Annotated in this window: 22 protein-coding genes and 1 riboswitch; of the genes, 12 read left to right on the forward strand and 10 right to left on the reverse strand. The window is 66.3% G+C overall.

The window, feature by feature from the left end:
* Nucleotides 1–30 precede the first annotated feature (30 nt).
* Entirely contained in the window at nucleotides 31–1,374 is a 1,344-nt protein-coding gene (locus tag CAL12_RS05650; RefSeq protein WP_086063599.1) for an aminopeptidase P N-terminal domain-containing protein, read from the reverse strand.
* A gap of 89 nt (nucleotides 1,375–1,463) precedes the next feature.
* Nucleotides 1,464–1,563: riboswitch (yybP-ykoY riboswitch) on the forward strand.
* A gap of 117 nt (nucleotides 1,564–1,680) precedes the next feature.
* Between CAL12_RS05650 and CAL12_RS05655 the strand changes: the two genes are divergently transcribed.
* The 4 genes from CAL12_RS05655 to CAL12_RS05670 all read left to right on the forward strand — a co-directional run bounded on the left by CAL12_RS05655 (nucleotide 1,681) and on the right by CAL12_RS05670 (nucleotide 5,579).
* Nucleotides 1,681–2,691: a sodium:calcium antiporter gene (locus tag CAL12_RS05655; protein WP_086063600.1), complete on the forward strand. Its 1,011-nt coding sequence runs from the start codon at nucleotides 1,681–1,683 to the stop codon at nucleotides 2,689–2,691.
* Nucleotides 2,692–3,124: 433 nt separating this feature from the next.
* Nucleotides 3,125–3,460 carry a hypothetical protein gene (locus CAL12_RS05660; RefSeq protein WP_086063601.1) on the forward strand — a complete coding sequence of 112 codons (336 nt, stop codon included), beginning with the start codon at nucleotides 3,125–3,127 and terminating at the stop codon, nucleotides 3,458–3,460.
* Nucleotides 3,461–3,504: 44 nt separating this feature from the next.
* Nucleotides 3,505–4,626 carry a porin gene (locus CAL12_RS05665; RefSeq protein WP_086063602.1) on the forward strand — a complete coding sequence of 374 codons (1,122 nt, stop codon included), beginning with the start codon at nucleotides 3,505–3,507 and terminating at the stop codon, nucleotides 4,624–4,626.
* 95 nt (nucleotides 4,627–4,721) lie between these two features.
* Nucleotides 4,722–5,579 carry a cytochrome c oxidase assembly protein gene (locus tag CAL12_RS05670; RefSeq protein WP_086063603.1) on the forward strand — a complete coding sequence of 286 codons (858 nt, stop codon included), beginning with the start codon at nucleotides 4,722–4,724 and terminating at the stop codon, nucleotides 5,577–5,579.
* A 22-nt stretch (nucleotides 5,580–5,601) separates the two neighbouring features.
* Here the strand turns inward: CAL12_RS05670 and galU are convergent, their stop codons facing one another.
* Entirely contained in the window at nucleotides 5,602–6,441 is an 840-nt protein-coding gene (gene galU / locus CAL12_RS05675) for a UTP--glucose-1-phosphate uridylyltransferase GalU (protein ID WP_086063604.1), read from the reverse strand.
* 70 nt (nucleotides 6,442–6,511) lie between these two features.
* On the opposite strand from galU, the gene CAL12_RS05680 reads away from it, so the two are divergent.
* Nucleotides 6,512–8,026, forward strand: a complete 1,515-nt coding sequence (locus tag CAL12_RS05680; RefSeq protein WP_086063605.1) for a M48 family metalloprotease — start codon at nucleotides 6,512–6,514, stop codon at nucleotides 8,024–8,026.
* An 11-nt stretch (nucleotides 8,027–8,037) separates the two neighbouring features.
* Here CAL12_RS05680 and CAL12_RS05685 read toward each other — a convergent pair whose 3' ends face one another.
* The 4 genes from CAL12_RS05685 to CAL12_RS05700 all read right to left on the reverse strand — a co-directional run bounded on the left by CAL12_RS05685 (nucleotide 8,038) and on the right by CAL12_RS05700 (nucleotide 10,904).
* Nucleotides 8,038–9,135, reverse strand: coding sequence for a YheT family hydrolase (locus CAL12_RS05685; protein WP_086063606.1), 1,098 nt, complete (start codon nucleotides 9,133–9,135; stop codon nucleotides 8,038–8,040).
* Nucleotides 9,136–9,149: 14 nt separating this feature from the next.
* The gene (locus CAL12_RS05690; protein WP_086063607.1) at nucleotides 9,150–9,572 is read right to left on the reverse strand and encodes a YybH family protein; all 423 of its coding nucleotides are present in this window, start codon (nucleotides 9,570–9,572) and stop codon (nucleotides 9,150–9,152) included.
* 123 nt (nucleotides 9,573–9,695) lie between these two features.
* Nucleotides 9,696–9,908, reverse strand: a complete 213-nt coding sequence (locus CAL12_RS05695; RefSeq protein WP_086063608.1) for a zinc-finger domain-containing protein — start codon at nucleotides 9,906–9,908, stop codon at nucleotides 9,696–9,698.
* Between the two features lie 75 nt (nucleotides 9,909–9,983).
* Nucleotides 9,984–10,904 carry a branched-chain amino acid transaminase gene (locus CAL12_RS05700; RefSeq protein ID WP_086063609.1) on the reverse strand — a complete coding sequence of 307 codons (921 nt, stop codon included), beginning with the start codon at nucleotides 10,902–10,904 and terminating at the stop codon, nucleotides 9,984–9,986.
* A 139-nt stretch (nucleotides 10,905–11,043) separates the two neighbouring features.
* Between CAL12_RS05700 and CAL12_RS05705 the strand changes: the two genes are divergently transcribed.
* The 3 genes from CAL12_RS05705 (at nucleotide 11,044) to CAL12_RS05715 (ending at nucleotide 13,788) form a co-directional block, all read left to right on the forward strand.
* Nucleotides 11,044–11,790: an AzlC family ABC transporter permease gene (locus CAL12_RS05705; protein ID WP_198298382.1), complete on the forward strand. Its 747-nt coding sequence runs from the start codon at nucleotides 11,044–11,046 to the stop codon at nucleotides 11,788–11,790.
* An 8-nt stretch (nucleotides 11,791–11,798) separates the two neighbouring features.
* Entirely contained in the window at nucleotides 11,799–12,128 is a 330-nt protein-coding gene (locus CAL12_RS05710) for an AzlD domain-containing protein (RefSeq protein ID WP_086067694.1), read from the forward strand.
* A 166-nt stretch (nucleotides 12,129–12,294) separates the two neighbouring features.
* Complete coding sequence (locus CAL12_RS05715; protein WP_086063610.1) at nucleotides 12,295–13,788, forward strand: DEAD/DEAH box helicase; 1,494 nt, start codon at nucleotides 12,295–12,297, stop codon at nucleotides 13,786–13,788.
* Between the two features lie 119 nt (nucleotides 13,789–13,907).
* Here CAL12_RS05715 and CAL12_RS05720 read toward each other — a convergent pair whose 3' ends face one another.
* On the reverse strand, nucleotides 13,908–14,288 hold the full coding sequence (locus tag CAL12_RS05720; RefSeq protein WP_086063611.1) for a thioredoxin family protein: 381 nt from the start codon (nucleotides 14,286–14,288) through the stop codon (nucleotides 13,908–13,910).
* An 88-nt stretch (nucleotides 14,289–14,376) separates the two neighbouring features.
* On the opposite strand from CAL12_RS05720, the gene CAL12_RS05725 reads away from it, so the two are divergent.
* The 3 genes from CAL12_RS05725 (at nucleotide 14,377) to CAL12_RS05735 (ending at nucleotide 17,035) form a co-directional block, all read left to right on the forward strand.
* Nucleotides 14,377–15,192, forward strand: coding sequence for an EI24 domain-containing protein (locus CAL12_RS05725; protein WP_086067695.1), 816 nt, complete (start codon nucleotides 14,377–14,379; stop codon nucleotides 15,190–15,192).
* Nucleotides 15,182–15,991 (forward strand): competence/damage-inducible protein A, encoded by an 810-nt coding sequence (locus CAL12_RS05730; RefSeq protein WP_086063612.1) that lies wholly within the window; start codon nucleotides 15,182–15,184, stop codon nucleotides 15,989–15,991. The genes CAL12_RS05725 and CAL12_RS05730 overlap by 11 nt, the downstream gene beginning before the upstream one ends.
* A gap of 183 nt (nucleotides 15,992–16,174) precedes the next feature.
* Nucleotides 16,175–17,035: an IclR family transcriptional regulator gene (locus CAL12_RS05735; protein ID WP_086063613.1), complete on the forward strand. Its 861-nt coding sequence runs from the start codon at nucleotides 16,175–16,177 to the stop codon at nucleotides 17,033–17,035.
* Nucleotides 17,036–17,098: 63 nt separating this feature from the next.
* Here CAL12_RS05735 and CAL12_RS05740 read toward each other — a convergent pair whose 3' ends face one another.
* Complete coding sequence (locus tag CAL12_RS05740) at nucleotides 17,099–18,382, reverse strand: amidase (protein ID WP_086063614.1); 1,284 nt, start codon at nucleotides 18,380–18,382, stop codon at nucleotides 17,099–17,101.
* Nucleotides 18,383–18,388: 6 nt separating this feature from the next.
* On the reverse strand, nucleotides 18,389–19,372 hold the full coding sequence (locus CAL12_RS05745; protein WP_086063615.1) for a tripartite tricarboxylate transporter substrate binding protein: 984 nt from the start codon (nucleotides 19,370–19,372) through the stop codon (nucleotides 18,389–18,391).
* 185 nt (nucleotides 19,373–19,557) lie between these two features.
* Here CAL12_RS05745 and CAL12_RS05750 point away from each other — a divergent pair, with 185 nt between their 5' ends.
* Nucleotides 19,558–20,469, forward strand: a complete 912-nt coding sequence (locus CAL12_RS05750; RefSeq protein ID WP_157792894.1) for a LysR family transcriptional regulator — start codon at nucleotides 19,558–19,560, stop codon at nucleotides 20,467–20,469.
* A gap of 55 nt (nucleotides 20,470–20,524) precedes the next feature.
* Here the strand turns inward: CAL12_RS05750 and CAL12_RS05755 are convergent, their stop codons facing one another.
* Entirely contained in the window at nucleotides 20,525–21,502 is a 978-nt protein-coding gene (locus CAL12_RS05755) for a tripartite tricarboxylate transporter substrate binding protein BugD (RefSeq protein WP_086063617.1), read from the reverse strand.
* Between the last annotated feature and the right edge of the window lie 470 nt (nucleotides 21,503–21,972).

Raw genomic sequence — 21,972 nt, forward strand, 5'->3', positions numbered from 1 at the left:
GTCTGCACCCGCCGCGCCGGGATTCCCCGGCTATTCCCGCATCAGCGCTTCGATTTCGCGCGCATCCACCGGGACGCCGCGCGTGATCAGTTCGCAGCCTTCGTCGGTGACCAGCGCATCGTCTTCGGTGCGGATGCCGATATTCCAGAACTCCTCCGGCACGTCGTCCGCCGGCCGCACATAGATGCCCGGCTCTATCGTCAGGATCATGCCCTTGCGCAGCTCGCGCCACGGGCGTTCCGTGCCGGCGGGCGCGTCCGGCATGCGGTAGTCGCCGACGTCGTGCACGTCCAGCCCCAGCCAATGGCCGGTGCGGTGCATGTAGAAGCGGTTGTAGGCCTTGGATTCCAGCACGCCGTCCAGCGAGCCCTGCAGCAGGCCGGCGTCCAGCATGCCCTGCGCCAGCACGCGCACCGCGGCGTCATGGCCATCGTTCCAGGTCAGGCCGGGGCGGGTGGCCGCGCTGGCGGCTTCCTGCGCGGCCACAGTCAGGTCGTACAGCAGCCGCTGCGGACCGCTGTAGCGGCCGTTGACCGGAAACGTGCGGGTGATGTCCGACGCATAGCCGTCGACCTCGCAACCGGCATCGACCAGCAGCAGGTGCCCATCCCGCAGCACGGCATCGCCGGCGGGATAGTGCAGGACGCAGGCGTTCGGCCCTGTCGCCACGATGCTGCCGTAGGCCGGAGACTGCGCTCCGTGCCGGCGAAACTCATACAGCAGTTCCGCCTCGATCTCATACTCGCGCATGCCCGGGCGCGCGTGCCGCATGGCCCGCGCATGCGCCCCCGCCGAAATCCGCGCGGCGCGCCGCATCAGGGCGATTTCCGTTGGGTCCTTCACGAGCCGCATCTCGGCCAGGAGGGGCAGCAGGTCCTGCTGCCGTTCGGGCGGCCGTTGCCCCGTCCTGGATTGCCGGCGCGCCGTTTCCGTGGCGCGCCGCAGGCATTCGTCGACGCGGGCGTCGCGCAGGACGGACGCAAACAGCGTGGGCTGGTCCAGCAGCAGCGCCGGCAGCATGTCGTCCAGGCGCTCCACCGGATAGGCCTCGTCGAAGCCGAAATGCGCCAGGGCGGCGTCCGGACCGAAGCTTCGGCCTTCCCATAGCTCGCGGTCCTCGTTCTTGTCGCGGCAGAACAGCACCGTGCGATCGGTGTCGCCGGCGATCAGTACCAGCCAGGCCTCCGGCTCCGGAAAGCCGGTCAGGTACAGGAAGTCGCTGTCCTGCCGATAAGGATATTCCGCGTCGCGATTGCGGATGACCGGCCGCGCGGCGGGCAGCAGGGCGATCCCGCCGCCCGCCGCGCGCATGGTGTCCTGCAGCCGGCGACGCCGGGCGATATGGGGAGCAGGGTCTTCGGGAGGCAGGCTCATGGCGTATCCGGCTGTTGTCCGATGGGCTACTTTACCGCGCGTCACGCGAGTTTCACGATACGGCTCAACCATTCGCTGCTACAATCCGGCCCGTTGTCATCGGGGAGTAGCCATCCTTCCCCCAGGAGTTTGCGTCAACACACTTGGTGGTCCCGGACCCCATGGCGCAAACGGCCTTTCGTGACGGCCGCGCCCCGCGCGCGCCGCGCGGAACCGCCAGGCGAGACCTTTGGCCACGATACGCTAACCCAGCCGGGCGAGCCGTGTCGTCGCGCCATCGGTATCCGCTCGTCCGGCTGTGTCATCATGATTTCCTCCATCGTGCTGTTTTTTGCCTCGGCAGCGGTGATCTATTTCGCCTGCGAATACTTCGTCAACGGCGTCGAATGGGTCGGTCACAGATTGGAATTGGGCGCCACCGCGGTGGGCACCGTGCTGGCGGCCTTCGGCACCGCGTTGCCCGAAAGCGCGGTGACCTTCATGGCGGTCGTCTTCGGCACGACGCCGGACCAGAAAGATATCGGCGTCGGCGCGGCCATGGGCGGTCCGCTGGTGCTGTCCACCCTGGCCTATGCCGTGGTGGGGCTGTCGCTGCTGCGGATGCAGAAGCGGCGTCCCGCCGGCGCGGACGATCCTCGCATCAAGGCCGACCAGCAGCGCCTGGCCCGCGACCAGGGCTGGTTCATGGCCATCTTCATCTTCAAGGTGGGCCTGGGCCTGATCGCCTTCGCGTGGAAGCCGTGGCTGGGCATCCTGTTCCTGGCCGCCTACGCCCTGTACGTCAAGCGCGAACTGGCCGCCGAGGATACCTGTACGGAAGCCGACGTCCTGGAACCGCTCAAGCTGCGGCCGCGCGACCCCCAGCCCACCATGGGGTGGGCCTGTTTCCAGACCATCCTGGCCCTGGTCGTGATCGCGATCGCCTCGCGGGTATTCGTGCTGCAGATCGAATCGCTGGGCGAGCTGCTCGGCGCGTCCCCCCATATCGCGGCGCTGCTGCTGGCCCCCGTCGCCACCGAACTGCCGGAGATCATGAACGCGATCATCTGGGTGCGGCAGGGCAAGGAGCGCCTGGCCCTGGCGAATATTTCCGGCGCGATGATGATCCAGGCGACCATCCCCAGCGCGCTGGGCATCTTCCTGACCCCCTGGCTGCTGGACGGCACCCTGCTGGCCGCCGGCCTGTTCACCATGCTGTCCATCGGCGTGCTCTGGCTGCGTTTCCGCCAGGACGCCATGAGCCTGCGCACGCTGTCCGCCGTGGGCGGCCTGTATGCGTTGTTCGCCGGTTACATCGGCTGGCATTTCTACGCTTGAAGAGACGCTAAGCCATTGAGCTCATGGGGTAAACCCGTTTACAATAGGGACTTCGAATCCCCAGGAGTTGCTACGTGAATACAGATTCCGGCGACAGTAGTAGTCGACCTAGTGTCGGCGTCGCTGCCTGATAGGGTTCACGCAGATCAGCTCTGCCGCACCCTATTTCGCAGGGTGCGGTCTCCAAACCGCTCACTCCCCGTTCCGCTTCCTCTCTGTCTGCCTGCCCCCCGTGGTGCTTGGCAAGCCAGGATCCGCGCGCCGCGTTATGCGACGCGCATGTATGGAATAGCGGCGCGGCCTGCCTTTGCGCAGCGCAGTCGTTTGAATCGTCCGTCGTCATCCGTGGCCATGCCTTGCCCAGCGCAATGCATGCCATGGGTGCCGTCGTGACGCGTGTTCACGCGGGACCCGCTTCAGTAAGGAGGCCACCATGCGTGTTTTCGATATGTTCCTGCGCCGTGCCGGTGTCGACCGTGCCGCCATGCCCGAGCGCCGCGGTGCCAGTTCGCGCCTGACGGTGGTGTGTCCGCGCGATGCGTTGGGCGCGGTGCGCAAGCACATCGTCTCCGACTTCAAGGCGGCCGGATTGACGGTATCGCAGATGCAGGTGGACCAGGGCAGCGATCAACAGCTGGCATCCGCCTGCATCACCGTTAAATGCCCCGCTGATATGAGAACGATACTTATGTCGCACGCGCGCCAATTGCAGGCGCATCCCAGCATCAGGCACGTACACTTCGGTGACCTGCGGCGTGCCGCGTCTTGAACCTTGGACGCGCACGTGGTTCGGGGTATCCGAGGCTGCGTTCAATGAAGAAACATGTTCTATCCGCCGCGCTGACCAGCGCGGCTTTCTTTTATCCGTCGGTCGGCCATGCCGACCCGGATGACGATACGCCCGCGGGCGTGACGCTGTACGGCCTGATCGATATCGGCGTCGCCAGCCAGCACACGTCGGGGCAGGGCACGCGCAACAGCATGATCACGGGCGGGCAGACCGACTCGCTGTGGGGCATGCGCGGCAAGGAAGACCTGAGCGGCGGGTGGCGCGCCTCGTTCCAGCTGGAAACGGGCTTCAATGCCGCCAATGGGCTCGTGGAAGACGACGCCAACCGCCTGTTCAACTACAACGCCTGGGTCGGGCTGGGCCACGACTCCGTGGGCGAACTGCGCCTGGGCCGGCAGGCGACCATCGCCAACCAATTCTTCGGCGATCTGGAGCAGGCCGGATGGAAGGACATGGGGCTGGGCGCAACCTTCAAGGCCTCCGACACCTTCCAGTTCGATAACACCGTGAATTACCTGTCGCCCAGCTTCGGCGGCCTGAAGTTCGGCATGGGCTACTCGTTCAACGCGGACGACGGCAGCGCGTCCGGCTTCCGCACGGCGAACAACAATCGCGCCTACAGCCTGGGCCTGCGCTACGAGCAGGGCCCCTTGCTGGCGGTGGCGACCTGGGACCAGATGCGCCTGGGCGCGACGGACGCCGGCGGCGCGCGGCCGCGCGCGTTGCAGCTGGGCGTGTCGTATGACTTCGAGGTCGTGAAGATCGCCGTCGCATGGACGCGCCAGCAGGATGGCTTCGTCGGACTGGATGGCGCCGATCCGGACGGCCTGGGCGTGGACATCGGGCCCGCGGCCTTCGTGCATGGCGGGCGGGTCGATGCCTGGTACCTGGGCGCGACCGTGCCCATGGGGCCCGGCAGCCTGGTCGCGCAGTGGTCGCCCGCCAGGCCTTCCTGGTCCTGGGATGACGGCAGGCGTGCGCGTACGGCACAGGTGGCCACGCTGGGCTATATCTATCCGCTGTCCAAGCGCACCAGCCTGTACTCCTTCGTCGGCTACGCACGCAACTACACGCTGGACAACCAGTTCGATCCCGATAACTCCCACACCACCCGCGTGGCGCTGGGGATCACGCATCAGTTCTAGGCGCGGCGCGGGCCGCGCCGCGCGGCAGCCGGGCGCGCCGACTACAATGCCCCTTTCCCCGCCATCCAGGCGGAGCGCTTTTCGGGACCCCGCCTTTGCTGCTGCTCGACTGGCTCATACCCTGGGAGTTTTCACCGACGCTGGTGGCGCTGTTCATCGCCGGCGGGGTGCTGTTCGTGCGCGGCGGCCGCGTGCATCATGTATCGGTCGTGCGCAAAGGCCTGTTCTGGGCCGGCATGGCGCTGCTCTACCTGTCCTTGCACACCCGGGTGGACTATTACGCGGAGCGGATGTTCTTCATCCACCGCATCCAGCACCTGGTGCTGCATCATCTGGGGCCGCTGGTGGTGATGGCCGCCTATCCCGGGTCCGCCATGCGCGCCGGCCTGCCGGTCGGTGTGCGCCGTTGGTTGCACGGCTTCCGCGCGACCGCCCTGGGGCGTTTCGTGGAAGCCACGCTCACGCACAAGATATTGGTGCCAGTCCTGTTCGTGTTCCTGGTCGTGGTGTGGCTGCTGCCCACCGTGCAGTTCTATTCCATGCTGGACTGGCGCCTGTACCGGCTGATGAACTGGTCGGTCGTCATCACCGGCTTCCTGTACTGGAACCTGATCCTGGATCGCCGCCCCAGCCCGCCCGCCGCGATGTCGCCGGGTGGCCGTGTCATTTCCCCCATCCTGACCATGGCGCCGCAGATGGTGGCGGGGGCATATATCGCGCTGACCCAGACCGACCTGTACCCTCTATTCGAACTGTGCGGCCGGGCCATACCGATGCCCGCGCTGATGGATCAGAGCATAGGGGGCTTGACCATGTGGATACCCGCGGCGCTCGTTGAGCTGGTGGGCCTGCTGGTGGCCTTGGGCAGCCTGATGCGATTGTCCGGCAAGGGCAGGCTGCCGGTGCGCCGGCGGCGCGGGCGTATGGTCGCCGCGCCGCCGGCCGCGCGCTGATCGGCGCGCGCCGTCAGGCGGATTACTTCGGTTCCAGGCCGTGGTACTTGCGGCCCAGCGCGACGGTGGCTTCGAACATGCCGTGCTTGTTGCCGCAGTCGTATCGCGTGCCTTCATAGCGATGCGCGAACACCGCGCGTTCGCGCATCAGCGAGGCGATGCCGTCGGTGAGCTGGATCTCGTTGCCCGCGCCCAGCTTGGTGGCGCGCAGGTGTTCGAAGATCTCGGGTTCCAGCACATAGCGGCCGACGACGGCCAGGGTGGACGGCGCCTGTTCCGGCTCGGGCTTTTCCACGATATGTTCGACGCGTTCCGTGCGTTCATCCACCCGGCGGGCGGCCACGATGCCGTACTTTTTGGTTTCCGCGCGAGGCACGTCCTGCACGCCCAGCACGCTGCCGTCGTACTTGATGGCGGTGTTGACCAGTTGCTTGAGCACCGGCGTGTCGGCGTCGATCAGGTCATCGGCCAGCACGACCGCGAAGGGCTCGTTGCCTACCGCGGGTTCGGCGGTCAACACCGCGTGGCCCAGGCCGAGCGGGGCGGACTGGCGGATATAAATGCAGTTGACGCCGGCGGGCAGGATGCCGCGAACCATGTTCAGCAGTTCGACCTTGCCCTTCTTTTCCAGGTCCGATTCCAGCTCCGGGGCGGAGTCGAAATGGTCTTCGATGGCCCGCTTGTTGCGCCCGGTGACAAATACGAGATCCGTGATGCCAGCGGCCACGGCTTCTTCCACGGCGTATTGGATCAAGGGCTTATCCACGACAGGAAGCATTTCCTTGGGCATGGCCTTGGTGGCCGGCAGAAAACGGGTGCCCATGCCCGCAACAGGGAAGACAGCTTTTCTTATGGGTCGCATTGGAACCTCGGTATGATGGAATCTCGGTATTGCTAGGAAAGGGATATTTGTGCGTGGCTATGATACTCGCATGAAACGCCGTGCCCTGCGGCCATCGTTCGGCGTAAGCAAGGCGCTCATGCTGTTGCTTTGTGCTTCATTATTGAGCGGGCCGCCATCGGCCGCCTGGGCTCAGCCAGTCGGGCTACCTTCGATGGGGGCCGCTTCCGCGGATCAGCTGTCGCCGTATTCGGAGCGCCAGCTGGGCAACCTGATCATGGCCGAGGGGCGGCGCGACCCGACGTACATCAGCGATCCGGAAGTCAACCAATACCTTACTTCCATGGGCCGCAAGCTGGCTACATACGCCCCCGGTACGGTTCCAACCGTCGACCTGTTCGGCGTGCGCGATCCCGAGATCAATGCCTTTGCCCTGCCGGGCGGCTATATCGGCGTCAACAGCGGCCTGGTCGTCGCCACGCAAAGCGAATCCGAGCTGGCGGCGGTGCTGGCGCACGAAATCGGCCACGTCGTGCAGCGGCACATCGCCCGCGGCATGACGCAGGGCAAGCAGACCAGCGCCATCATGCTCGCTTCGCTGGCAGCCGCGCTGCTGGCCGGCTTGGCCGGCGCCGGTGGCAACCTGGCCGTGGGGGTGGCGGCGTTCGGGCAGGCGGCCGCCATCGATCGCCAACTGGGCTTCTCCCGGGATGCCGAACGGGAAGCGGACCGCGCCGGCTTCCAGATGCTGACCAGCGCGGGCTACAACCCCAGCGGGATGTCGCACATGTTCGAGCGGCTGATGAACGCATCGCGCCTGAACGAAGGGATAGGCGGCGGCGCCTGGGCATCGACCCACCCGCTGTCCATCGACCGGATGTCGGACATCGAGAACCGCGTGCGCAACCTGCCGCGCGGCAACCACGTCGACACCGATGATTATTGGTATGTGCGCGCCAAGATGCGCGTCATCCAGGGGCAGGATACGGCGGGGCTGCGCACGTCCACCCAACAGTTCCAGGACGAGGCCCGCACGCTGACGGGCGTGCAGCAGTCGGCGGCCTATTACGGCCTGGCGCTGGGCGCCATGCGGCGCGAAGATCTGGCCGGCGCGGATCGCTACCTGAAACAGGCGATGGCGAACGGCCGTTCATCGGCGGAGCTCGACAGGCTGGCCATCGACCTGGCCAACGCGCAGAAGGACTCGGCGCGTGCGCTGTCGCTGGCCGAGGCCGCCTGGAAAGCCTGGCCGGCCAGCTATGCGATCGCCATCGCCTACGTGCAGGCCTTGCAGCAGGCGGGGCGTGACGCGCAGGCGCAGGCTTTCCTGCGGGAACGCATCAAGCAGTGGGGAGAGGACGAGCCGGTGTTCTACCAGTTGCTGGCACAAAGCGAGGAAAGGACCGGCGACCGCGTGCAGGCGCGGCGCGACATGGCGACCTATTACACCGCGATCGGCGCTTTCCCGGCGGCCGAGGCGCAATTGCGCCAGGCCCGCGATATGTCGCGCGATTTCTATGTTTCTTCGCAGATCGACGTGCAGATCAAGCAGGTCAGGGACAAGCTGGACGAGCAGCGCGAACTGCTGCAACGGTTCAAGAGCTGAGCGGCCGGCCGTCAGCCGCCTGTTTCGAAGAAACGCCCCAGCCGCTGCGGCAGCCAGCCCAGGTGCGCGGGAAACGGGCCCGTGGGGAAACCCGCGTGGCCGCCGTTGGCCGGCTGGTGCAGCAGTACGTGCGGCGAGCAATCCGCCGGCCCGGGCAATGCCGGCTCGGGAAAAAACGGATCGTTGCGCGCGTTGAGCACCAGCGTCGGTACCGCGATCGAGGCCAGCCAGGGTTTGCTGGACGCGCGCGTCCAGTAATCCAGGGCGTTGCGGAAACCGTGCATGGGCGCGGTATAGGCATCGTCGAAGTCGCGCAGATTGCGCGCATGCGCGATGCGCATCACGTCGATGGCGCCTGGAAAACGCCGCGCCTTCTCCAGCACCTTGTGCTTCATGGTGCGCAGGAAGTAAGCGCTGTAAATGCGCCGGTTGATGAAACCTCGGCACAGGCTGTTGCCGCCGGCCACCAGGTCCAGGGGGACGGAAATGCCGGCGCAAGCGGCCAGCCAATCCACCGACTGCTGCTGTTCGCCGACGTATTTCAGCAGCGCGTTGCCCCCGAGCGATACGCCAACGGCGTGCCAGCGGGCATGCGGCGCGCGCGCCCGGACGCTGGCCAGCATGAATCCGACTTCATCCGAGTCGCCCGAATAATAGGCGCGCGCCAGCCGGTTGGGCGTGCCCGAGCAGCCGCGGAAATGCGCGATGGCGACGATCCAGCCGCGCGCGCGGAAATAGTGGGCGATGGACTGCGCGTAGCGGCTCAGGCTGCCGCCTTCCAGGCCGTGGAACAGGACCAGCGCCGGGGTGCCGGGCAGCTGTGGCAGCGACGCCCAATCGGCGTCGACGATCCAGCGTGCCGCCGCGCTCTTGGCCGTGACGACCGGCGGCGCCGCCGCGGGCTGGCCGTCCACGGATTTATGGGGAAACAGGCCGGGACCGGTCCAATCGATATCGATGAAATCGCCGTCCGGCGTGTCGACGCGTTCGCGCACGAAGGCGATACGGTGATAGTGCGCCAGGGTGGCGGCGTACAGCGTCTGGCTATGCCCGTCGGGCAGCCAGCGCGGTACGGGGCAGGGGGTGGTATCCAGTCGGGCGTAGGCCAAAAGCTGTCACCCGCCTAATGCAGCATGTCAGGGACGTCGTGCAGGTCCAGCAGTCCGGCTTCCGCCGGCGCCGCGGATGCATGGTGCATGACCATGCGCCAGCCGGTCGGTCCCTTGTGGTAGATATTGGTCGCGTAGCAGCTGACGTAGCCGTCATGCGGCCCCTTGGACGAGCCGACCTGTTCGACCAGTATGTGCACCGCGCTGCCCATGCTCTGCATGATCAGCGGTCGCATCGGCCGCACGTGCAGCGGGCCCGCCGCGAGTATCGCCTGCCAGGATTCTTCCACCGCCTTGTGGCCGACGATGCGCATGCCTCCGGGGTGGATGCATACGATTTCCTCGTCGTCCGCCCAGACCTGCATCAGGCGGGTCAGGTCGGCGTGTTCCAGTGCTTCGTAGAAAGCGTCTTCGGTTTCTTGCGGCGTGGCGAACATGGGCTGGTCGAACGAAAACGAAGTGGACGAAAGGCAAGGCCGGCTAGGCGCGGGATCCTGGCGAAGACCGGTCGGGGCCGAGGGTCGCGGGCAGGCGCGGGCAAGCCGAGGCAGGGCGCGAGGTCAGTGCCCGTGCCCGCTCAGCACGGTGCCCGGCTTCAACCGGTATTCGGCGCCGCAGTAAGGGCAGCGCGTCGAACCGGTATGGGCGACGTCCAGGAACACGCGCGGATGCATGCTCCACAGCGGGGCCTTGGGATTGGGGCAGTAAACGGGCAGGTCTTCGGCGCCGACCTCGATGATTTCATGTTTGGAGGCAGTGGCGGCAGCGGTCATGGCAGGTCCTGGGACGATGGGTGCTTCGAATAGCGCAACGATAGCGGAGGAATCGATGTACGGGTAGGTGGGGCTTCACACCTTGGTCAACCACGACTGGTACTTGGCGTTGCGGCCCTGGACCATGTCGAAGAAGGCTTTCTGCAGGCGCTCGGTGACGGGGCCGCGGCGGCCGGCGCCGATGCGGCGATTGTCGACTTCGCGGATGGGCGTGACCTCGGCCGCCGTGCCGGTAAAGAAGGCTTCGTCGGCGATATAGACGTCGTCGCGGGTCAGCCGGCGGGTCAGCACCTGTATGCCCAGGTCGGCCGCCAGGGCGTGGATGGTCGATCGCGTGATGCCCGTCAACGCGGACGCGATCTCGGGTTCCACCAGCACGCCGTCCTTGACGATGAAGATGTTTTCGCCCGCGCCTTCCGCGACGAAACCGTCGGTGTCCAGCAGCAGGGCTTCGTCATAGCCGTCCTGCAGCGCTTCCGAGTTGGCGATGATGGAATTCGCGTAGGTGGTGGCCACCTTGGCGCGCGGCATGGTGACGTTCACGTGCTGGCGCGAATAGGACGACACCTTGACGCGGATGCCGTTGGCCAGGGCTTCTTCGCCCAGGTAGGCGCCCCAGGGCCAGGCGGCGATGGCGACGTGCACCTTGGCGCCCTTGGGCGACACGCCCATTTTTTCCGAACCGTAGAACACCAGGGGCCGCAGGTAGCAGGACTCCAACTGGTTGGCGCGCACGACTTCGCACTGCGCGGCTTCCAGCGTTTCGGCGTCGTAGGGAATGGGGATCTGGTAGATGTGGGCGGAGTTGAACAGCCGCTTGGTGTGATCCTGGAGGCGGAAAATCGCGGTGCCGGTGTCCGTCTTGTAGGCACGGACGCCTTCGAACACGGACAGCCCGTAGTGCAGCGAGTGCGTCAGCACGTGCGTGGTGGCGTCGCGCCACGGAACCATTTTGCCGTCATACCAGATGAGTCCGTCGCGGTCGGCCATCGACATGTTCGTTCTCCTTGAGTGGGCGGTATTGTATCAAGCGGACGGCTACAATATGCCCCATTGCGGTGCGCGGTATGCCCCACTGTGCGCCATTTTTGTCCGCCCGCGCGGCGGCATCAACCCCCTCGTACCAGGTCCGCTGTTGTCGTCCGAGCCGGCAGTTTCCGATACCGATGCGCCAGCCATCCGGCAGGAGCGGTGGAGCGCCGCCCGCCAGGGCGCGCAGGCCGTCGCGCCCACCCTGATCGCGACCGGTACATGGGGCCTGGTGACCGGCGTCGCCATGGTCAAGTCCGGCCTGACGGAGTCCATGGCGTTGATGATGTCGCTGGCCCTGTATGCGGGGTCCGCGCAGCTGACGTCCCTGCCTCTGATCGCCTCCGGGTCGCCGTTGTGGCTGATCTTCGCCGCCGGCTTCATCGTCAACCTGCGGTTCCTTATCTTCGGCGCGGCGCTGCATCCCTATTTTCGCCACTTGCCCTGGCCGCGCCGCCTGGCGCTGGGCTACTTCACCACCGACATGAGCTTCGTGATGTTCGTGCCGCGCTATGGCGACGCCCGCGTGCGCGGCACCCGCGAGCAGCTGTGGTTCTTCATCGGGGCGATCGCGCCCGCCTGGTTCGTCTGGCAGGGGACTTCGATCGCGGGGATCTACCTGGGCGCCCTCGTGCCCACGGCCTGGTCGCTGGATTTCGCCGCGGTCCTGGCGCTGCTGGCGATCGTGGTGCCGCTGGCCACGACGCGGCCGATGCTGGCGGCCATGGTGGCGGCCGCCGCCACCGCCTGGGTGGGGCAGGTGTTTCCGCTGCGCCTGGGGCTGGCCGCGGCCGTCGTCGCGGGCGTGGCGGCGGGCATGCTGGCGGAACGTTATGGGCGGGCCCGGACGTGAACCTCGACCTGGCCTCGGAAGACGCTTATGTGTATGCGGCCATTGCGCTGTTGACGCTGTGCAGCCTCATCACCCGCGCGGGTTACCAGGTATTCGGCGATTACCTGCCGCTGTCAGACAACGTGCGCCGCGCCCTGCGCTATGCCCCCGCCGCGGCCCTGACCGCCATCATCGTCCCGGACCTGCTGCCATGGAAGGCGGGCATGGGGCCGCAACTGGACATGAGGCTGCTGGCCGGCGTGGCTGGCGTGCTGGTGTTCCTGCGCACCCGCAGCGCCGTGCTGGTGATCGTGGTGGGCATGCTGGTGCTGTGGGGCTTGCGCTGGCTGGCGCCATGATGTCCGAACGGGCTCTGGCGCCACGCCGGGTTGTAGCGTCCCCAATAAATTAACGCGGACCCTGCCAGCGGGTGCTACCTGCGTTAAAATCCAGTTATCCACAGCAATCCGGGCCTGATTCCTTCTGTTTTCGTGCTTGCACGTGGCCTCGGAATCTGCCTACTCCATGACTGAAACCAATTCTTCCGCTGCGCCTTCCACGGAAGCGCCGACTCTCTCGTTTTCGGATTTCGATCTGCACCCGCAACTGCTGGCGTCGATCACCGAGACGGGATACACCACCCCGACGCCCATCCAGGCTCAGGCCATACCGGTGGTCATCGCGGGGCGCGACGTGATGGGCGCCGCCCAGACCGGTACCGGCAAGACGGCCGCGTTTACCGTGCCTATCCTGAATCGGCTGATGCCGATGGCCAACAGCAGCGCATCGCCCGCGCGCCACCCCGTGCGCGCGCTGATCCTGACGCCCACGCGCGAGCTGGCCGACCAGGTCGCGGAAAGCGTCAAGCGCTACAGCAAGCGCACGCCCCTGCGTTCCGCCGTGGTGTTCGGCGGCGTCGATATCGGCCCGCAAAAAGAAGCGCTGCGCAACGGCTGCGAAATCCTGGTTGCCACCCCCGGCCGCCTGCTGGACCACGTCGAGCAGAAGAACGTCAATCTGGGCCAGGTGGGCATACTCGTTCTGGACGAAGCGGATCGCATGCTCGATATGGGCTTCCTGCCCGATCTGGAGCGCATCATCCGCCTGCTGCCCGCGCAGCGACAGAGCCTGCTGTTTTCCGCGACCTTCAGCAACGAAATCCGGAAGATGGCGCGTTCCTATCTGAACCAGCCGGTCGAAATCGAAGTGGCGGCGCGCAATGCCACCGCCGATACGGTGACGCAGATCGCCTACGAAATGAGCAGCGAGGGCAAGCGCGCTGCGGTCGTGCATCTGGTGAAATCGCGCAACCTGAACCAGGTCATCGTGTTTTCGAATACCAAGATCGGCACGGCGCGGCTCGCGCGCCAGCTTGAACGCGACGGCATCAAGGCGGAATCCATACACGGCGATAAAAGCCAGGCGGATCGCATGAAGGCGCTGGAGGCTTTCAAGGCCGGACAACTGGAAGTACTGGTCGCCACCGACGTCGCCGCGCGCGGACTGGACGTGGCTGGCGTTCCCTGCGTCATCAATTACGACCTGCCGTACAACGCCGAAGACTACGTGCACCGCATCGGCCGCACCGGCCGCGCGGGCGCCTCGGGCGAAGCCATCGCCCTGTATACGCCCAGCGAAGAACGCCTGCTGCTGGACATCGAAAAGCTCATCAAGCGGCCCGTGCCGCGCGGGCATCTGGACGTACCCGCCGAATTGATCGCGCGCAGCCGCGGCCATGGCGACGAAGCGCGCGGTGGACGCGAAGGTCGCGAATCCTCGGGGCGCGGCGCCAGCGATCGCCGCTACGGCGATGCCGGCGCGCGCCAGGGCGGCTCGCGCCCATCGGGACCGCGCCAGGGCGGCCCGCGCCAGGCGCCGGTCGACGATTTCTTCCTCAAGCCTTACGTGCCCAGCAATCCGGCGCCCGAAGCCGCGCCGGAAACCGAGGCGCCCGCCGAGCGCGCCGGGACCAAGCGCAAGGTCGCCGTGCTGTTGGGCGGCAGCCGCAAGCCTTCCTGATTTCCAACGGGCACCGTCGCCACGTCTGGTCATGCGATCTGGCGATGCATGTCGCCGGGCCTGACCCGGAGCAGTTGGCGACCAGGGCCGCCAGGAGGGCCGCCGGGAAGGCCGCCAGGCTAGGCCGTCAGCAGGGCACGCACGTCGGGCAAGCCCGTCGCCACCGCGGCGTTGTCGGGACCCAGCGTATCCAGCAATCGTTCCAGGTGACCGATGTGCGGCAGCATGGGCCCGTAGAACACCGTCCTGCCCGCGCGCTGCACCAGCAGCGTGGGAAAGTTCTCCACCTCTTCCTCGCCCAGCAGTTCCGGATGGTCCTCGATGTCGACCCACGCAAAGGCCGCGGCAGGCGTGCGCGCGGCCAGGGCGTCGAACTTGGGGCGGTATTCCCGGCAGGTATCGCACCAGGCGGCGCAAAAGCAGGCGACCAGGTCGATGTCGGGGCGTTGAAGCAGGGCGCGCAGGGCGGCTGTATCGTTACCGGGTTCCAGGGCGGACATATGGAGCGAACATACTGGGATTGAACATGCAGGGCGGCGGGTCGACTATTTATTTATCATACCTTCGATGCACAACCGGACCATACCCATGCGCCCATCCCCTTATCCATCGCTCAATCCGCCTCCTGCGTCGGCAGGCATGACAGGCGTGTGGCAAGCCTTCAAGCGCGCGGCGGTATCGCAATGCCACCCGGCCATGCTGTTCGCGGTGCTGCTGCCTTTCCTGATCGCGCTGGTGGGTGCGATGCTGCTGTTGTGGTTCTGCTGGACCCCGCTGACGGATTGGCTGCGCGACGAAGCTTCCAGGTGGAGCGTCGTCAACAACGTCGACGAATGGCTGGTGACGGTGGGGCTGTTCTCGCTGAAGGTCTATCTGGTGCCGGTGGTGGCCGCCGCCATCCTGCTGCCGGTTTCGGGGATACTGGGCCTGGCCATCGCGGCGATATTCGTCATGCCGCTGGTGCTGCGGCATGTCGGCCAACGCGAGTACGCGGCGGTCGGCAAGCAAGGCAAGTTCGGCACGGCGGTCAGCGTCTGGAACGCGTTGTGGGTGAGCCTTGCCTTCGCCCTGGGCTGGCTGTTGACGCTGCCCCTGTGGCTGGTGCCCCCCATGGCCGTGCTGCTGTCCGTATTCTGGTGGGCCTTCGCGTTCTCGCGCATGATGCGCATCGATGCCATCGTCGAGCACGCCAGTCCCGAGGAACGCCGCATCCTGCTGCGCCGGAACAACGTGGGCTTCTGGGTCGTGGGCCTGATATGTTCGCTGATCAATCTGCTGCCGCCGGCCTGGGTCTTCCTGCCCGTGTTCTCGGCGCTGGTGTTCGCCCACTACGGCCTGGACGCCTTGCAGCGCCTGCGGCAGGAAAAGGTCATCGAAATGGCGAGGTTCCCAAATGTCTCTTGATTCCACCACGCCCCGCATCGGGCTGATCATCGTCGGCGACGAAATCCTGTCCGGCCGCCGGCAGGACAAGCATTTTGCCAAGGTGATCGAGCTGCTGTCCGCGCGGGGGCTGCGCCTGTCCTGGGCTGAAATCCTGCCCGACGACAGGGATGCCTTGATCGCCGGCTATCGCCGCAGCTTCGCCAGCGGCGACATCGTGTTTTCCTGTGGCGGCATCGGCGCCACGCCCGACGACCACACGCGCCAGGCCGCCGCCGCGGCGCTGGAACTGCCCTTGGTGCTGCATCCGGATGCCGAACGGGAAATTACCCTGCGCTGCGCCGAGATGGCCCAGAAGGGGCAGGGGTCGGCGGACATGAGCACGCCCGAGAACCAGCGCCGCCTGGAGATGGGGCGATTCCCGCAAGGCTGCGAAGTGGTGCCCAACCCGTACAACCGCATACCCGGATTCTTCATCCGCGATCACACTTTCGTGCCGGGCTTTCCCGTCATGGCCTGGCCCATGCTGGAATGGACGCTGGATACGCGCTATCGCCACCTGCAGCACCAGACGGCGCACGCCGAGCACGCCTTCCTGGTGTACGGCCTGCCGGAATCCCGCATCACGCCGGTCATGGAAGAAATCCAGTCGCGCTGGCCCGGGGTCAAGGCATTCAGCCTGCCCAGCGTGGGCGAGGACGGCAAATCTCCCCACATCGACCTTGGGGTCAAGGGGGAGCCGGCCGCCGCGGCGGAAGCGATGAATCACTTGCGTGCCGAAGTCGAGAGGCTGGGCGGACGGCTGACGCCTCCCGTTTGATGCAGCGGGACAGCGGGCCGGACAGCGCGGCGGGCGGGCGGTGGCTACCCGGGACCGCCGTGGCAGCGGGCCGTCCAGGTTGCCAAACGCACCCGCGTATTTCACAATACGGGAAATAACGAATTATTGCGCCGCCGCATTACCCCACATTCCGGTGGGGCGCGGGACCGGCGCATAGAGCTTATGACCCGCCCTTCTACGCACGGCAATACCATCCAGCAGCCTGGCGATGGCCATACGACCATCGCCATTCAGGTGATCGAGCGCGCCATGCGCCTGCTGGACGCGCTTGCCGCCCAGCCGGATCCTGTCACCTTGAAGGAACTGGCCGCCACGACCGGGCTGCATGCATCCACGGCGCACAGGATCCTGAACGATCTGGTCGTGGGTCGCTACGTCGAACGCGTGGACAACGGCGTGTACCAACTGGGCATGCGCCTGCTGGAACTGGGATCGCTGGTAAAGGGTCGCCTAAACGTACGTGATGCGGCTAAGGCGCCCATGCACGACCTGCACGAAATGACCGGACAGACCATCAATCTGTCGGTCCAGCAGGGCGATGAAATCGTGTACATCGACCGGGCCTGGAGCGAGCGCTCCGGCATGCAGGTGGTGCGTGCGATCGGCGGCCGCGCGCCGCTGCACCTGACGTCGACCGGAAAGCTGTTCCTGTCCATGGCGGAGCCGCGTCAGGTTCGTGCCTACGCCTCGCGCACCGGCTTGGCCGGCCATACCGGGAACAGCCTGACACAGCTGGAGCAGCTGGAACAGGAGCTTTCCACGGTGCGCAGCCACGGCTACGCGCGCGACAACGAAGAGCTGGAAGTAGGCGTGCGCTGCATCGCGGCCGGGATCCACGACGACAGCGGCAAGCTGGTGGCCGGGCTGTCGATTTCCGCGCCGGCGGAGCGCATGCAGGACGAATGGATCGCTCGGCTGAAGGACACCGCCGCTCGGATTTCGGCATCGCTCGGCTATGACATCCGCGCGGTCCATGCAGGGTTCGAACAGATCGGCACCGCGGAAAACGGCGACGGCCGCTGAAAGCCCGGCTGTGCTCGGGGACGGCCGGGCAGGTGCGCGGGATACCCCGCGCAGCCTATCGTATCAGCCGTCGACCCCGTGGGACGCGGCATGCTCGGCGATCCGCAGCAGCGCTTCGTCGTCTCCATAGCGGCCCACCAGTTGTACGCCCAAGGGCAAACCACCGGGCCCGCTCGCAACCGGCAAGGCCACCGTGGGCAGATGCAGCAGCGTCCACAGCGCGCCATGGCGTGGCGAGCCGGAGTTCTCCAGCCCCGCCTCGGCCTCTCCATCGGTGGCCGGGTAGACCAGGGCATCGACACCGTCGAACAGCATTCCGGCGCGGCAGCGGCCCAGCGCCGCGCGCTGCTGCATGGCCATATACGAAGGCAAGTCGATATCCTCGCCGCTGGCCATGCGGGCGGTCAGGCGCGCGCTGAGCCTGCCGGCATCCGTGCGGCGTTCATGGGCAAGGGCGTGGCGCGCGTCATAGGCCACCAGGCGACCCTGATCCTCTATCAGCGCTTCGAACTCGGCCGGCAGCGGGCGTTCGCTGATCGCGTAGCCGGCGGACGCCAGCCGGTCGACCCACGAGCGCAATGCCTGGACTGCCTCGGGACTGGCGTAGCGCCACTGGGATGACAGGCAGATGCCGAGCCGGTAGCGGCTATCCGCGGGCGCCGTTTCGAAGCGTCGGCCATGGATGCCCAGCACGGTGGCCGCGGCGTCGCCGACATTGCGCGCCAGCACGCCCACGGTATCCTGCAAGGGGCTGAGCAGCCCCACGCCGGCCGTCGATACCAGGCCGAAGCTGGGCTTGTAGCCGACCACGCCGCAGTAGATGGCTGGGCGTGTGATGGAGCCGGTGGTCTGGGTGCCCCAGGCCACCATCGCCATGCCGTCCGCCACCGCGGCCGCCGAGCCGCTGGAAGAGCCGCCGGGCGTGTGTGCCAGATCGAGTGGGTTGCGCGTGGGACCAGGCGTCTGCGTGGCGAATTCGCTGGTGACGACCTTGCCCATCAGAACGGCTCCCTGCTCGCGGGACAGGGCCACGCAGGCCGCGTCGCGGCCGGTGCGGTGCCCGGCATAGATGGCCGAGCCATATGTCGTGGGGTAATCGGCGCTCTGGATGACGTCCTTGACGGCGAAGGGGATGCCGGCCAGCAGGCCGCCGCGCCGGCCCGCATCGATCTCGTCGGCCTGTGCGCGCACGCGAGCCGGATCGCAGGCGGCATAGGCTTGCACCTGCGCATCGCGGGCCTCTATCCGGGCCAGGCACATCTCGGCCAGATCCCGCGCGCGTAGCTCGCCAGCCTCCATCCGGCGCAGCGCTTCCGCTATGCCGGGCAACTCATTCGATCGTTCCATCTTCTACTACTCGAGGCGGATGTTGGCGTCCTTGATGACCTTGGCCCACTTGTCGTGCTCGGCCTGCACGAAACGCGCGAAGTCCTGCTGGCTGCCCGAATTCGGTTCCGCGCCCTGGCGGCGGATCTGCTCCGCGGTCGCCGGCGCGGCCAATACCTTGGCGGTCTCGTCATGCAGGCGGGCGACCAACTCGGCGGGCATCCTGGCCGGACCGAACAACGCGAACCAACCATCCACGGCGTAGCCCGGCAGGCCCGCCTCCGCGATCGTCGGAACGTTGGGCAGCAGCGGCGAACGCTGCGTGGATGTCACGCCCAGCGCGACCAGCTTGCCGGCCTGTATATGCGGCAGGCACACAGGCAGGTTGCAGAACATCACCTGTACGCGGTTGCTCATCAGGTCGGGCAAGGGCTCGCTGCCGCCCTTGTAGGGGATATGCACCATATCGGTCCCCGACATGCTTTTGAACAGCTCGGCCGACAGATGCTGGCTGCCGCCGGCGCCGCCGGACGCATAGCTGTAGTTGTTCGCCTTCAGTTCTTCGATAAGCGCGGCTACGCTGCGCGCTTTCACCTGGGGATTGACGACCAGCACATTCGTGACCGATGCGACATTCGCGATGGGTACGAAATCCTTCATCGGGTCGAACTTCAGGTTCGAATACAGGCTGGGATTGATGGCATTCGTGCTGGCCGCTCCCATCAGCAGCGTATAGCCGTCGGGCGCGCTCTCCGCTACATAGCCTGCGCCGATATTGCCGCCCGCGCCGGCCTTGTTCTCCACGACGACGGACTGTCCCAGGCGTTCCGCCAGGCCGGAAGCGACGATGCGCGCCAGCTGGTCCGTCACGCTGCCGGGCCCGAAGGGCACGATCAGCCGGATGGGCTTGGCCGGATAGGGAGCAGCCTGCGCATGGACCGCCGGTGCGGCGGCCAGGGCCAGGGTCAGGCCGACGGCGAGCGTCGCCAGGCGGCGTTTGCGGATGGACATGTATTTCCCCTCGACGGTGTGGTCCACGGGCGGAACGATTCGCGCCCTGAGCTTCCGGCATCGTAGGAAAAGGCGATCCATATATCCAATATAAAATTCTGCTGCCGTTGATACGATAATCGTCTCAATCTGCTGGCTCGCGCCCTCGTGCGCCTCCATCGTCTTGCCAATGATCCGGAGATCCCGTGGCGCTCTTTTCCCGTCAGATGATTGCCTTCATGGCGGTGGCCGAAGAGCTGCACTTCGGCCGCGCGGCGCAACGCCTGCATGTCAGCCAGCCGCCCTTGAGCCAGCAGGTCCGCCTGTTCGAGGAAAGAGTCGGCGTGCCGCTCATCGAGCGCTCCACCCGCACCGTCAGGCTGACGGCGGCCGGCCTCGCGCTGCGCAACGCCCTGCAGCGCCTGATGGACGACGGCGATGCGGCGCTTACCGCCGCGCGGCGCGTGGCCGTCGGGGAGTCCGGCCTGCTGCGCATCGGTTTCACGCCCACGGCCGCCTATCGGCTGGTGCCCGCCGCGGTCGGCACGTATCGCCAGCAGTACCCGGGCGTGCACCTGTCCATGATCGAGGCCGATACCGCGCATTTGCATGCGCTGCTGCGCCATGACAGGCTCGACATCGCCGTGACGCGTCGCCACGAAAACATCGCGGATGACGACCTGCACACGGAGCCCGTCGATACCGAACCCCTGGTTGTGGCGCTGCCCGCGCACCATCCCCTGGCCGCCCGGGACGAGATCGACATTACCGAGCTGGCGGATATGCCGCTCGTGGGCTTCGTGCGCGCGCAATCGGAATACTTCCATGCGCTGCTGAACGAGCTGTTCAGGGCGAACGGCGTTGCGCCGGACATAGTCATGGAAAGCCTGCTCCCGACCTTGCTGACGCCGGTGGCGGCTGGCGTGGGCGTGGCGGTCGTCCCGGCGTCGATCAGCGAACTGCGGCCGCGCGGTGTCAGATACCTGCCCCTGAAGGCAAAGGTACTGCCATGCTCGACCCTGTATGTCGCCTATCGGAAGGACGGCATCAACCCGGCCGTGCCGCGAATGCGGGCAGCCCTGGTCGATGCGGGGGTGGTGAACGCGGGGATGATCTAGCCGGCCCGCGTGCATCCCGAAGGCTCGGGGATGCACGGGGCGTGCGCCGTGGTCCTTACTGCTTTTCGACCTTGGCTTTCTTGAACAGCTCAGCCCATTGCGGCACCTGCTGCTTGACCTTGGCGTCCAGGGCCTGGGGATTGGCCTCGTCGACCAGGACGGTGGCGCCCAGCGTCTGCATGCGTTCCTGGAACTTGGGATCCTTCACGCCCGCCTGCAAGGCCTTGACCAGCTTGTCCACGACAGGCTTGGGCGTGCCCTTGGCGACCCACATGCCGTGCCAGATGCCGACTTCGAAGCCCTTGTAGCCCGATTCGTCCATCGTCGGCAGGTCCGGCAGCGTCGCCACGCGCTTCAGGCTGGTGACGGCGTAGGCCTTGACCTTCTTGGCGTTGATCTGTTGGGTGGTATTGGTGGTCTGGTCGCACAGCATGTCCACCTGCTTGCCCAGCAGGTCGTTCATGGCGGGCGCAGTGCCCTTGTACGGAACCGTCAGCAACTGCACGCCGAAGGCTTCGTTCAGCATGGTGCTGCACAGATGGCTGGCGGCGCCGATGCCGGCATTGGCCAGCGTGATCTTGTCCGAATTCTTTTTGACGTATTCGGCCAGTTCCTTGATGTTGTTGGGCGGGAAGTTGTCGCGCGCCAGGATGGTCATGGGCACGTCGACCACCAGGCCGATGGGTTCGAAGCTCTTGTAGGGGTCGTAGCCCGGATCCTTGTACAGCGACGGCGCCGTCGAAAATCCCACATGCATCAGCAGTACGGTGTAGCCGTCGGCGGGCGCGCGGGCCGCGAATGTGGTCCCTATCGTGCCGCCGGCACCGCCCTTGTTCTCCACGATGACCGATTGGCCCAGCGACGGCCGCATGGCCTCGGCCAGCGATCGGGCGACGTTGTCGGTCGGTCCGCCTGCAGCGAACGGAACCACCATATTGATGACGTGGTCCGGATATTCGGCGTGCGCGGCGCCTGCCGCGGACAACGCGACGGCCGTGAGGACAGCGGCTAGCCGACGGGAAGGGAAGGGCATGTTGTCTCCTGGATCTGCGGATGCATTATGGTCATGAGCGCCTGCTGGACTACCCGCCGGGGGATACCCGCCGAGGCTCACTCTGAGGCCCAGTCTAGGCAATAAGCAGGGACGCGTCACCCTAGTTGTTTCCCCATGTTGCGCCTGCTCCACGGATCTCTATCTTTCGGTCCGAGTATTGAAGGCGTCATGTTGTCGCGCCATATTTCCCGGGTGTTTCCCGGGCGATGTTCCCGGGTTTTTTACCCGGCTATGGCCGGTTTTGTTTTTGCTCCCCGGCGATTTGTTTTTCTTTGTTGCGGCGCACCAAAAGTGCTTGACATCGATTCTGAGCTGCCTACAATGTGAATTGTGCAGTGCAACAACGGCTCGGGATTGGTGGTAGGCCGCGAGCCGGAGGCGTCTCCAGCAATATACGGGACCCTCTGCTGTCTTCCGCTTCCCATGTCAATTCCGCCCCCCGTGCAGGG

This window comes from Bordetella genomosp. 8 (assembly GCF_002119685.1).
Lineage (GTDB): Bacteria > Pseudomonadota > Gammaproteobacteria > Burkholderiales > Burkholderiaceae_B > Bordetella_C.